The sequence below is a fragment of the Ruegeria sp. CF5 genome (genome assembly GCF_056537325.1).
On record NZ_JBQFRI010000011.1, the window covers coordinates 61,651 to 73,018 of the forward strand.

General features: G+C 51.5%; 12 protein-coding genes. 6 read left to right on the forward strand and 6 right to left on the reverse strand.

Features of this window, described 5'->3' with window-relative positions:
- Positions 1-65: 65 nt before the first annotated feature.
- Together ACR0NW_RS20660 and ACR0NW_RS20665 are read left to right on the forward strand one after the other, a co-directional pair.
- Complete coding sequence (locus ACR0NW_RS20660; RefSeq protein WP_480452085.1) at positions 66-1,019, forward strand: winged helix-turn-helix domain-containing protein; 954 nt, start codon at positions 66-68, stop codon at positions 1,017-1,019.
- Between the two features lie 233 nt (positions 1,020-1,252).
- Complete coding sequence (locus tag ACR0NW_RS20665; protein ID WP_480452084.1) at positions 1,253-2,803, forward strand: hypothetical protein; 1,551 nt, start codon at positions 1,253-1,255, stop codon at positions 2,801-2,803.
- A 97-nt stretch (positions 2,804-2,900) separates the two neighbouring features.
- Here the strand turns inward: ACR0NW_RS20665 and ACR0NW_RS20670 are convergent, their stop codons facing one another.
- The 3 genes from ACR0NW_RS20670 to ACR0NW_RS20680 all read right to left on the reverse strand — a co-directional run bounded on the left by ACR0NW_RS20670 (position 2,901) and on the right by ACR0NW_RS20680 (position 5,261).
- The gene (locus tag ACR0NW_RS20670) at positions 2,901-4,196 is read right to left on the reverse strand and encodes a phospholipase D family protein (RefSeq protein WP_480452083.1); all 1,296 of its coding nucleotides are present in this window, start codon (positions 4,194-4,196) and stop codon (positions 2,901-2,903) included.
- A gap of 221 nt (positions 4,197-4,417) precedes the next feature.
- On the reverse strand, positions 4,418-4,879 hold the full coding sequence (locus tag ACR0NW_RS20675) for a mechanosensitive ion channel family protein (RefSeq protein ID WP_480452082.1): 462 nt from the start codon (positions 4,877-4,879) through the stop codon (positions 4,418-4,420).
- A gap of 25 nt (positions 4,880-4,904) precedes the next feature.
- Complete coding sequence (locus tag ACR0NW_RS20680) at positions 4,905-5,261, reverse strand: hypothetical protein (protein WP_480452080.1); 357 nt, start codon at positions 5,259-5,261, stop codon at positions 4,905-4,907.
- A gap of 119 nt (positions 5,262-5,380) precedes the next feature.
- Here ACR0NW_RS20680 and ACR0NW_RS20685 point away from each other — a divergent pair, with 119 nt between their 5' ends.
- Positions 5,381-5,854, forward strand: a complete 474-nt coding sequence (locus ACR0NW_RS20685; RefSeq protein WP_480452078.1) for a hypothetical protein — start codon at positions 5,381-5,383, stop codon at positions 5,852-5,854.
- A 98-nt stretch (positions 5,855-5,952) separates the two neighbouring features.
- On the opposite strand, the gene ACR0NW_RS20690 is transcribed toward ACR0NW_RS20685, so the two are convergent.
- Positions 5,953-6,447, reverse strand: a complete 495-nt coding sequence (locus tag ACR0NW_RS20690; RefSeq protein ID WP_480452076.1) for a hypothetical protein — start codon at positions 6,445-6,447, stop codon at positions 5,953-5,955.
- 340 nt (positions 6,448-6,787) lie between these two features.
- Here ACR0NW_RS20690 and ACR0NW_RS20695 point away from each other — a divergent pair, with 340 nt between their 5' ends.
- From ACR0NW_RS20695 to ACR0NW_RS20705, 3 genes are all read left to right on the forward strand, one after another.
- On the forward strand, positions 6,788-7,807 hold the full coding sequence (locus ACR0NW_RS20695; protein ID WP_480452075.1) for a patatin-like phospholipase family protein: 1,020 nt from the start codon (positions 6,788-6,790) through the stop codon (positions 7,805-7,807).
- A gap of 294 nt (positions 7,808-8,101) precedes the next feature.
- Complete coding sequence (locus ACR0NW_RS20700) at positions 8,102-9,028, forward strand: SphA family protein (RefSeq protein ID WP_480452074.1); 927 nt, start codon at positions 8,102-8,104, stop codon at positions 9,026-9,028.
- A gap of 255 nt (positions 9,029-9,283) precedes the next feature.
- On the forward strand, positions 9,284-9,994 hold the full coding sequence (locus ACR0NW_RS20705; protein ID WP_480452073.1) for a hypothetical protein: 711 nt from the start codon (positions 9,284-9,286) through the stop codon (positions 9,992-9,994).
- Positions 9,995-10,114: 120 nt separating this feature from the next.
- Here ACR0NW_RS20705 and ACR0NW_RS20710 read toward each other — a convergent pair whose 3' ends face one another.
- Positions 10,115-10,480, reverse strand: coding sequence for a hypothetical protein (locus ACR0NW_RS20710; protein WP_480452072.1), 366 nt, complete (start codon positions 10,478-10,480; stop codon positions 10,115-10,117).
- 541 nt (positions 10,481-11,021) lie between these two features.
- Entirely contained in the window at positions 11,022-11,366 is a 345-nt protein-coding gene (locus tag ACR0NW_RS20715; protein ID WP_480452070.1) for a RidA family protein, read from the reverse strand.
- Between the last annotated feature and the right edge of the window lie 2 nt (positions 11,367-11,368).

Sequence of the window (11,368 nt, forward strand, 5' to 3'; positions counted from 1 at the left end):
TTAGATGTGGAATCACACGAGAATTACACCTAAACGCAAAGTAGAGCGGCAAGAGATAGAGCAGTATGAACTATAATCCCCATTTGATCAGCTATGGGCCCTGGAGTTTCGACGCTGCGCGAAATCTGCTGCATGTCGGCGGCGAGGTTGTGCGGTTGCAGCGGGGCGTCTTGCAACTGTTTCAATACCTGGTGCGCCGTGAGGGCGACGTGGTTACGAAAGACGAACTCATCGAAGCCGTTTGGAATGGTCGCGAAGTTTCCGATGCCGCTATGTACAATCGGGTCACTGCATTGCGAAAGGCACTCGCAGATGACAAGGGGCCAGAGCGTTGCATTCAATGGGAATATGGCCGAGGCCTGCGTTTTGTTCGCCCCAATGTCTCTCGAACCGGAAACGCTGTTGCCGCGCCTGAGTTTGCGCCGTCTTTGAAGACCAATGATCGACAAACTTCTACTGAAAGAGGTAAAACCTTCGAACAACAGAGGCAATTTGTTGGGGTCAGCCCACTCAAGGACTGGCGGTACATACTGGGGATTTACAACACGTTTTACCGCACCCCGTCATGGCCCAACGCTATCAAAGTTGGTGTGACTGTGCTGAAAGAAATCGACGGTCAAGTCGCCGTTTGGACGTCGGAACGCGGTGAAGACCGCAAGGTCGGTACACGACAAAGAGCACGCTATCGAGGCTCTGCAGTTTTCATAAACGGACGCGTGTATGTAACGGAACAAAACTCGGAACCGCCGCATTCTGTGTGCCAGTTAACTCTGGATGCGCCTCATTCTTACAGACCCGATATTATGACGGGCTTGATGCATGGAAGTTCATGGCGGTTGGGCGGCGCACCATACGCTACAAGAGTGGTTTGGCGTCGGGTACCACCCGGAACGAACCTGCGGGCAGCACTTGAAATGTCCGGTCCGTATCCTGAAAACACCGATCTTATTGAGCCTGCTATCCTAAGAAGCGTAGGATCCGATTGCCTGACGTTTCATGAGCAGACGAGTGCGCTTTGATGATGCTGACTAGTAAACAGGTTGTAAGTCTACATTCGTGTGATCCTAGCTGAATGCCCGCATAAGTAGTGGTTGCGCACTCTTGTCGATGATTGATCGAAATCACAATCCAATTAGTTTTGCTCGCGGAAGCAGAGAGAGTCGGCGATCCTCGCGTCGATAGGTATTTACATATTGCGTTTCAGTAATCTTTGCTGACAGATTTGGTATCGAGACGGATCAGGAGAATGTTAATGGCCAGTACCGTCAACCAAGCCAGCGTTCTGGACCAGTTGGAACGCATTGTTTCATCCAAGGATTTCCAAGGCAGCGCACGGACAAAATCGTTTTTAGAATACCTTGTTCGACTGGAGCTTGAGGGACGGGGCGATGAGTTGCGCGGAACAGCTCTGGCCATGGACGTATTTGGAAGAGGCGCCGATTTTGATCCCAATGTAGATCCGATCGTTCGGATCGAGGCGGTCAAGCTTCGCAAGGCACTATATAATTACTACCTCGCGGCCGGGTCTGCCGACCCTGTATTGATTACGATCCCAAAGGGGCAATACCGCCCGCATTTTGATGCCAATTCAGAAAAGTCGGGGCCAGACATTCAATCTCCGCCGGAGTCAGCTTGGCCTATATTAGGAATCTGCGCCTTTACCGGATCGGATACACCACGAGCCAGGCTTTTTCGCGACGGCCTTCCCGAAGAAATCGGTCTGGAGCTTTCACGCTTTGGCTATATCCGCGTTCTGACTGGATATCCGGGTGAGCTTGCAAACGAAGTACCGGAACAATTGAGGCCACATTGTGATTATTTGTTGGGTGGCACGGTGCGAGAGGAAGCGACCAGTTTGCGCCTGATCGTCCAGCTAAAGCGAACCAGTGATAGCAGTCTGGCTTGGTCTGGTCGGCGGGATATCAATCAGGATGACACAGATACATTTGGAGCTCAGGAAGAGATATCGAAACAGTGTGCGGTGATACTGGCTGATGCTTATGGTGTCGTTGCCACAGATGCCGCGGAACAATTTGCAGGCCGACAGGCCTCTGACAAACTGGTATTTGAGGCGTTGTTGGCCTTTCACGCCCACCTTCGCACGTCCAGATCGGGCAGCCTGAAGCAGATGGTAGATTTGGCAAAGATCGCGGTACAAGGCAATGATGCCAGCGGACTGGCGCATGCGCTGATGGCACTAGGGTACATAGAAGAAGTCGCGCTGGGGCAAAAGCGTCTGGGCGCAATCCTGAGCGCAGGACAGGCGCACGCCGACAAGGCCGTCGCGCTTGAACCTCAATGTCCCGAGGCGTTGTATGCGGCTGCGATTTACTCCCAAGTGGGGGGAGACAACCCGAGGTTCCAACGGCTGATTGACGCGGCTAGTCGCGCCAATCCCAACGGAGCTTTGCTGACAGCGTTGACCGGGGCATGGATTGCGCTTGTTGGCGACATCAAACTGGGTGGGCAAATGGTGCGACAAGCAATGGACGCCAATCCCATGCTGCCCATCTGGACGAATATCACCCTGTGCCTCGAAGATGTTGAAAACGGCGATTACATATCAGCTTCCGAAAAAGTGCGTTTGATTGATGCTCGTGAATATGCAAGCGATTGGCTGCTGATCGCTGCTATCCACGGACTGGCCGGTGAAACGCAACTGGCACGACAGGCATTGTCGAAAATTCCGACCCGTCATTTCACCTTGGAGGAATATCTTGATGATCTTCCGTATTCCTCCGGCCTCGTGGAGATGCTTCGTGAGGGAACAGGGATTCTGCGTTCAACCGAAACCGGGGAGTAGCCAGACCTCTAAGGGAACCGGTTCGTCTAGGCCGCCGAACCACTCTGAGATCGGCGTTCAAAAGTTAACCAGAGGTGTGGTTTCGGGTAAATTGCATTCAAAGCTGGTTTTCGATTGGCAACCAACTTGAAATTTTGGCCACCAGCTTGCGCCACAAACCTGCCGAAGGTTCTTTCGTCAGAGGTTCGCCTTTGCTTGACGCCAGATATTCCCATTGTGTCTTTCCAGTATCTGATAGCGTCACCCTATATGTGTAGATTGGCACCGCAACATCCAGCTGCGCGCTGATTTCTTTCGCCAGACTAGGACTGTCTATAACTAAGCCGATTTCAGAGTTCTGCCGGATAGATCTGGGATCGACATTCGCGGAACCAACGAAAACATATGTCTCGTCGATCAGGGTTATTTTGGTGTGTAGGGTCAGTGGCGTTTCAACACCGTCTACCGACGAGGGGACATCTGCCCGAACTTCGGCAATTCTTACGCCAGCGCGCAATAGCCGATCACGGTAGCGCGCGTAATGACCATGCGTGTAGGGATGATTGGTTGAGGCAAGCGAGTTGGTCACGATGGTGACCTCAACACCCTTATTGACCAGACCTTCAAAAAACTCGGCGCCATAATTCTCTGGGATAAAATAAGGTGTCACCACCGTCACGCTGTCGGTGGCGCGCCCCAAAACGGTATAAAATGCATCCCCGACAGCAAATGGACCTATGCCCGGTCGATTGCGCAGCTTACTCGGATTATCAGTAACGGTTCGCACATGACCGAAATGGACGGGCACTTGACCTGACTGGAGTTGGCGCAAGTAACTCGAGCCGAGCGCACGGTCATAAACAGAAACTTCTTCGCCGAGTGTGCGGTTCTGAAACTGTTTGTAGGCTTCGTTCAGGGGAACGATATCGCCGTCGTCGAATACTGCAATTGGCAGGGACCAACCGTCGTTCCAATAGATGTCAAATGACTCGGATAATTCCTGAACCGTTTTGCCTGCGACAAACAGATCGAAATCGGCAAAGTCATACTTTGTCCCAATGCTGTAGTATTCATCAGCGATATTCCTGCCGCCCACGATCGCAAAACTGCCATCAGAGATCAGAACTTTATTGTGCATGCGCCGGTTCACGCGGCCAAAATCCAACAGGAAATTGACAGCGACAGGGCTGTTTCGGGACAGAGGATTGAAGACGCGGATCTCAACATTCGGATGCGCGTTCAGGGTTGCAATCTGATCATCGCGCGCGGTGGTGAACACGTCATCGAACAGCAGTCTGATTTTCACACCTCGTTCCGCCGCAGAATTTAGTGCCAGCCAGATCAAAGACCCCGCCAAATCGGGCTTTATCAAAAAGGTTTGCAGGTCAATCGAGCTTTCCGCCGCTTCGATCATCCGAAGCCTGGCGCCAAGCGCGTCATTGCCATCGAACAAGGTGGCCATCGCCAAATTCTGACTGTCGTTGCCTGTAAGTTCAGTGACAATCCGTTCGGCCTGGGTGCCATCCGGGGTCAAGGCGCGAGAAGGCGTACGAGGCGTATCAAATGGAACATAAGTGCAGCCTAGGACGGTCAGCAAAAGACCAAATATGAGGAACAGTCTCGTCGAAACCCCCATCAGTTTTCCCGACCAGCATAGGCGTCAGTAAGGTGAACGTCTCTCCGCGGAAAGGATATCTCAATTCCTGCGGAATTCAGGTCCGCAAAAATGCGAAAAAGCAGATCTGACTGGACCATCAGGATATCGTCGACATTCCTGAGGTAACACCGCAGTTCAAATTCCAGAGCACTTTCACCTATGCCCCGAAACAAAGCTTTGGGCGCCGGGTCTGCAAGGACTTCGACGTGATCGACGGCAGACTCTTCAAGTATGGATTTGGTTCGTTCCAGATCGCTGTCGAAGGCCACGCAAATTGGTATGATTAATCTGCTAACCCGCGATGTCAGGGTAAGGTTCTTTACTGTGTTTGCGATCAGGTCCTGATTGGGAATAATAATCTCGTGCCGGTCAAAGGTCTCGAGCTGGGTCGAACGCCCCGAGATTTTCCTGACCGTCCCGTTATGTTCCGAAACTTCCATACAGCCCCCTACGGCAATCGGTCTTTTAAACAAGAGCATAATTCCAGTAGTAAGATCCTTGCAAACGCAGAGACATTTCTCCGACTTCTTCGAGGTCGATGAAAATCTGAAAGCCTTCTTCAGCCCCGAGCCCCTGGACGCCGTAATCATGGACGATCGCAATACCTGCCTCGTCCATCGTATGGATAACCTCGGAAATTAGCGCGTAGTTCGTTGTCGGGTTTAGGCGGTTTGATTGGGCGATCGCGCTGGTGGCGAGAGTGGACAGGAACCCGATTGCTATCATCGCCCACTTCATTGCACGTACTCCCAACCCCCAATAGAGCATGAAACACAATATGTGCATGTCAAACAAATTTTTTGCGCCCAGTTGTTCAATCACTTGCCAGACTGCCGCAGCTGCACAACGCCCGTTAACGGTTTCACTACTGTAAAACACCTGTTGGTATTGGTGAGGCTTCCTCATTTCTGTTGGGCGAAAACAGAAATATGGAGTGAGTGATGTCTCAATTCGAACTTCTGACAGTATTGCAGCAACAATACCCTTCGACCACCGCAGCGGCCCATGATCTTGTCATGCGGGCATCTGACCTGAAACGGGCGCGTACCCACGAGAATTGGGTGGATTTCCAGGGGTTGAACAAGGCACAGGTCGCCTTCAACAATGCGCTCTGGGAAACGCTCCTTTGGGCGGCAAGGGAATCGCGTGAGGAATGTCCAGATCGACTGCTTAAATTTGCGGCAAACTTCTTTGCTCAGTTCGCGCTGGCCTGTCCCAGATGGAACAGTGTCTGGCCGGTCATCACGGTCTATTTGCTGGAAGCAATTACAAAAGACGTATCCATACTGAACGATGCTATCGCCCAGGTGAAAAGCGAACAGTCAATTGTCAGGGGAATCGGGCGAGGAAGGAACGATCAATCGTTGCAAACTCGTGTAACGGTATATCCTTTATCAAACTCTGGCCCGCATTAACTTTGAATGATCACCCGGCAGAATATTCGGTCAGTTCAGACCGTGCTCTGCCGGGTAAAATTCAGTATGACACTCAGTCAAATATCCCTAAGTGAGCATCAAGCATGTTGAACGGATTTCGTTCGCTCGACTTTCGACAATAAGTGCGTGGCGGCCACCATTGCGACCCAGATAAGCAAGGAAAAGGTGTTTTCTGCTGCGGCAAGAGGCAAGACCAAAAATCCAAACGCAATCGCAACGAAATCCGTAACCTGCCATCCATCTGCCAAAAGATCGGGCAGCAGACCAATGAAACTTCCAAAGGCGCCAGCTATCAGCGTTGACAATAACCCTCCTGCAAGCGCAACGAACCACCCGACAATGCCGTCGCGACCGAATAACGAGGCGAGTAGAAAGCCCATTATCGCGCCGCCCAATGTCATTGCGATCACATAGCGTGCAACCAACCCGAAATTCTCGCGCGCCCAATCATCCTGCAAGCCGTCGGGAAGATCGCGGGATAGAAATAGCAGAAACAAACTGGCGCCTATCACCGCCATCATGATCGTCGCTGCGCGCCTCGGGGCTTTGCGTTTTTGCCGTGAGAAACTCATTCATTTGGTCCAATTCGCAATGATTTTGATGGCCTGAGATGAAACAAGCTTCCAACCGGAAATGCCTGCAGATGCAGCGCTTGAGCTGTCGGGCGCGATCAGAACACTTGATTAACCATACAACGAAATGCTTGTGTCAGGTCAACGGATTGGCAAATGATGAGGCAATATGGCCAAACTTTTCCCACTTCTGACGGGTGTTTTTTTGTGCTCGTTTTTGTCTGTCTGCGGATCAATCAAACGAGATCCAGTGGGTATCGGAGATTTGCAAAATCCCCAGGTCCCGGGAATTCCCGGCGCACGTTACTGGGCGGACTCACCTCCCGAAGAACTACAAGATTTGATCCGGGAAACGTTTGAACAGCGCCAGAGATCTGGTGTCGGTCGAAATGGGCGTGAAGTTCTGGTGCTATCGGGTGGTGCCGAAAACGGTGCCTACGCCGCCGGACTGTTAAACGCCTGGTCCGAGAGCGGGACGCGCCCTGAATTCACGACGGTGACCGGCGTCAGCACAGGTGCGCTGATCGCCCCTTTTGCATTTCTTGGCGAAAAGTATGATGGAAAGCTCCGAGAATTCTACAGCGGCACACCAGCCGATCAGATTTTCAGATCACGTGGGGCCATTGGAACCGTTTTCAATGTGTCCGCTCTGGATTCAAGCCCTTTGAAACGGATCATAGACGACACGGTTACACCGGAGTTTTTGGCCGCTATAGCCAGAGAACACGCCAAAGGTCGACGGCTTCTTGTTCAATCTCTGAGCCTCGACGCACAACGTCCCGTTTTGTGGAATCTGGGTGTGATTGCCTCTAGTAACGCGCCGAATGCCGAAACTGTTTTCCAGGATGCTTTGCTTGCATCCGCGTCTATACCCGGTGCCTTCCCTCCTGTTCTGGTCCAGGTCGATACCCCCGATGGCCCCCGAGACGAGATGCATGTCGACGGCGCGATATCTTCGACGATGACGGCACTTGATGAATGGTATTTGGCTCGCCCCGGTCAGGAGTTACCCAATCAGCGTGAAACGCTTTATGTCATTCGAAATTTCCGGGTTTTGCCAGAAGCCAGCATCACCAAGGCCAAATTGTTGAAGATTGCCGGCAGGTCGCTCGAGACGCTGGTCAAGACACAAGGCACCGACGATCTGTTAGAATTGTATCTGGGTGCACAGGAAGCCGGCGGCAGGTTTCTGGTAACATGGATTGGAACCGGATTTACGCAAACGCCGCCTGCTCCCTTCGATCAGGAATATATGCAGGCGCTGTATGTCTACGGATTCAACAAGTACAAGTCTGGAAAAGCATGGAGCACCCTTCCTCCGCAGCTGATGACAAGGGCAGAAGTCGAGCGCATCAAATAAAATCATTCTAATGTGATTTTTGTGATATTACGGTGTCTGGAAACGAAGGGCGGATGGAATTTAAGGGGAACTCTCCGGTAATTTGCACAATTATCCTCTGACATTGTCAGCTATCTTGCCGCTGAACCGGAAGGTTGGTTGCAGGGGCATAGCGCAAAAAAGCGCCTGGCTAGTCTAGTGGTCCCTCATTTTCAGCACGCTTTTCCATCTCCAAACGGCAATTCAAAGGGGCTGCATGCCTCCGCACCAAACCGGCAACCGGCAGAGGCATCTGATCGTCAGGGGGAAAAAGAAATGGCTACCAAGGAAACGACAGGTTTCCCGCTGTTCCTAAGGAATTTCTACATATTTATCTTCTTGTCATTTGGCAGCGCCGCGAATGCACAAATCCCAATAGCGGGAAATTATGGGCTGGGTGCCGGGTTGGGTCAGACGTCGGCCATCTTGCCACCACAAGGCACCCGAGTGATCGAGAACGGTTGGATAAACTACGAAATCCAAAGATATGTAGATGAAAACGGAAATGATATCGGCGCACTATCGGCAACGGTGAACGCCGCTCGCCTGACCTTCCGCTACGTATTTCGCGATGTGAAAATATTGGGTGCTGATTATTCTGCGGGAATAGTACTGACCTACCGCGATCAGGTGTTGCGGCCAGAGCCGGGATCAGAATTTGACTATCACCTTGGAGATACCGTCGTAACACCCATTGCTTTGGGGTGGCATCGTGACAACTGGCATTTTCAGACTTCGTATACGTTTTGGGCTCCGACTGGAAAATTTGATGCCGGCGGGACCACAAACACCGGTAAAGGATTGTGGAGCCATATGCTTTTTGGAGGTGCAACCTGGAGGCAGGATGCCAGCCTGCCTTGGGCGGCTACGTTTCAGGCGCGGTACGAAACCTTTGGGCGACAGAAAACCACCGATATCCGGCCGGGGAATGTGCTGTCTCTGGAGTTTGCCTTTGGAAAAGAAGTTGCCCAAGGAATTAATATTGGCCTTTTGGCGGCACGCTCTATGCAGGTTTCAAGACAAGAAGGGACGCCTGGAGGCGATCCGTCAAAGTATGAAATAAACCTTTATGGAGCGGAAGGCGTTTGGAAGCCAAAAGGATTACCCGGCGCCCAAATTGCACTTCGTTTAGGCAAGGAGTTCGACAACCGAAATACGACAGAAGGCTTCGCAACACTTCTTTCTTTTGCTTATGCATTCTAACGAATATCACACCGAAAATTACTAGGTCAGAGCTCCAAACTACAATTAACGAGAAAGGTCAGCTCGTGTGCATGTGGACCCGTCAGAATGCGAGATTCTGGTTGTCTGTGGATAGGCCTTTGCGTTTGCCAACGTTATCAAGTTTTTTGAATCGGTCATTGGTGCAATCGCACCGAATTTAGCAGCTATTCGCGATTGCCCCTGTTGGCACGTCTCGGTGACAAGAGGGTTCTGAAAATACCTTGGAGCAGCGTAATGAAGTTTCGATCCGCTGATTGGGAAACAGCTTATGAAGCGGCGCTTCCAATCTTTCAGGAAGCAATACATGCTTTGCAGACCGATGGCGAAACCCAAGAGATTTTTGCCACCCGTAAGGAAGGAGATTACCTAAACAATGTCGTCTCCCCAGAGGAATGGCGTACATGCGTTTCAACAGCTGGGTTGGCTGATCGCCTGAATTATCCAAAGACAGGTTGGACCAAATCTGTTGGTGAATGGCTTACCATTCCGGTGGTCGCAATCGCCCGTCGAGCCTTAATCAGGGGTAACGAATTTGTCGACGGCGCTTGGAGCCAAGTTGTTTTGAAAAATGCTATTGTTCCAAAGCAGGTCTTTGAAGATCCGGAAAATGTTCACTCGGTGCTCATTGACTTTTTTCTCGACAAACCTCGGCATTTATCGACGCTTATCGCCCCTTGGGCAGCGTATGCATCCTCGTTGGAGTTCACTGAAAATGCAAAGAATTTCGACGAACAGGGTTTTGATGACGAAGAAACTCTGAGTGCAGCGGAAGATGCCTTGTATCCGCACTTTGTCCACTATGGGGTCGTTGCAGGATTTGAGAACCTAGCCCTTATTCCGCACCTGATGGCAGCCAGAAATGTGGATGTCAGCGACCCTCAGGCAATTCGATCATCAATTGCAGAAACAAAGTACTGGCGCGAGAGATTTAAGGAGTACCAGTAACAGATGTACTTCCCCAAAAATTCTGGAACGCGATGCCTGACTTTGCGGTGTCTTTCAATGTCTTGTGATAGACTTCTGCCCCGATCCAAATCGACCCAATGATGGCATATTTTTTTGCCGCTAACCCAGGTCGTCAGAAGATTTATAGATCTCGCCGCTGATGTTGAGCGCCAGATCGGCAACGATCCAGCCGATGGCCGAAGTCTCGGGGTTAGCGCGCAGGACACGTGCGTGATGTTCAACGTCACCGATAAAGTCGTTGATATCGCTGGGGGCGATTAGCTCTTTCTTCAGCAGCATGATCAGCAGTTTCGATTGGATGACAACAAGCGCGTTCACCTGGTGCGACGCTTCCAACTGTGTCATCGGCTGTGTTTCGATGAGCGCTTTCAGTTGTTCAAGCATGTCTTCCAGTAACCGCGACTGGCCAGCACGTCGCTTCTCCAACTCAGCAACGCGCGCCTCAAGTTCTTCCAAACCAGTCATCCGAAAATCCCTTTCTTTCGATGCGATACACACCATGTCGACTCTTGCAGTTACCACATGACCCGTAGCCAACGGCAGCACGTCATATATTCACCAAAATGAAAAACCATCCAGAGCTGGTGAGGCTATTTTTCAAGTTTTTTCAATGCATAGGACCGTTGAAAGAATGAGCGGACAGAAAACAAGAACCATCGGATGAACAAAGCGTATTTCGGGCAAACAATATGCAGCACGTAGCCAAGTTCGGGCGACTTCACACTTGATCAGGATGGTGCGCGCAAGCACTCATTCGCGGAAGTTGGAGAGGTGATTACGTGGCGGCAGCCAGTCGATATCGATAGTCTTCCGGCAGTTTTGAAATACCGTGTACCGGCACTAAGGCTACAGCCCCGGGCATCCGCCCTGTTCATGTCTAAATGCAACGCAGTTTATCAGAACCAGCTCACCTCAATTTAGGGAACTGAAGAGGTAAACCCACGCGCCTTGCTAAGGCCATGTGGGTTCGCCTATTTCGAAAATCGATAACCCTGACCAGCTCAACTCAGTCGCAAGCAGAAGTGACAATCATCTCGACCTTGAGCGCCTCGCGTGCCAGTTTGGCTTCGCCACAGGCGCGGGCCGGCGCGTGACCTTCCGGCACCCAAGCGTCCCAAACATCATTCATCTCGGCGAAATCCGCCATGTCGGCCAACCAAATCACACATTGCAGCATCCGGGTTTTATCGCTGCCTGCCTTGGCGAGAAGGTCTTCGATCTTGGCCAGAATTTCGCGGGTCTGCTCCGCGACCGTAGCAGCGTCAGAAGTCTGGCCGCACAGATAGGCAACGCCATTGTGCTTGACGATCTTGCTCATACGTTTGCCAGTTTCGATACGGGTGATTGTCATGT

Excerpts from the sequence above, each read along its gene's own strand:
- ACR0NW_RS20660 (WP_480452085.1), top strand. The coding sequence starts at position 66 with ATGAACTATAATCCCCATTTGATCAGCTATGGGCCCTGGAGTTTCGAC.
- ACR0NW_RS20665 (WP_480452084.1), top strand. The coding sequence starts at position 1,253 with ATGGCCAGTACCGTCAACCAAGCCAGCGTTCTGGACCAGTTGGAACGC.
- ACR0NW_RS20670 (WP_480452083.1), bottom strand. The coding sequence starts at position 4,196 with ATGATCGAAGCGGCGGAAAGCTCGATTGACCTGCAAACCTTTTTGATA.
- ACR0NW_RS20675 (WP_480452082.1), bottom strand. The coding sequence starts at position 4,879 with ATGGAAGTTTCGGAACATAACGGGACGGTCAGGAAAATCTCGGGGCGT.
- ACR0NW_RS20685 (WP_480452078.1), top strand. The coding sequence starts at position 5,381 with ATGTCTCAATTCGAACTTCTGACAGTATTGCAGCAACAATACCCTTCG.
- ACR0NW_RS20690 (WP_480452076.1), bottom strand. The coding sequence starts at position 6,447 with ATGAGTTTCTCACGGCAAAAACGCAAAGCCCCGAGGCGCGCAGCGACG.
- ACR0NW_RS20700 (WP_480452074.1), top strand. The coding sequence starts at position 8,102 with ATGGCTACCAAGGAAACGACAGGTTTCCCGCTGTTCCTAAGGAATTTC.
- ACR0NW_RS20705 (WP_480452073.1), top strand. The coding sequence starts at position 9,284 with ATGAAGTTTCGATCCGCTGATTGGGAAACAGCTTATGAAGCGGCGCTT.
- ACR0NW_RS20710 (WP_480452072.1), bottom strand. The coding sequence starts at position 10,480 with ATGACTGGTTTGGAAGAACTTGAGGCGCGCGTTGCTGAGTTGGAGAAG.
- ACR0NW_RS20715 (WP_480452070.1), bottom strand. The coding sequence starts at position 11,366 with ATGACAATCACCCGTATCGAAACTGGCAAACGTATGAGCAAGATCGTC.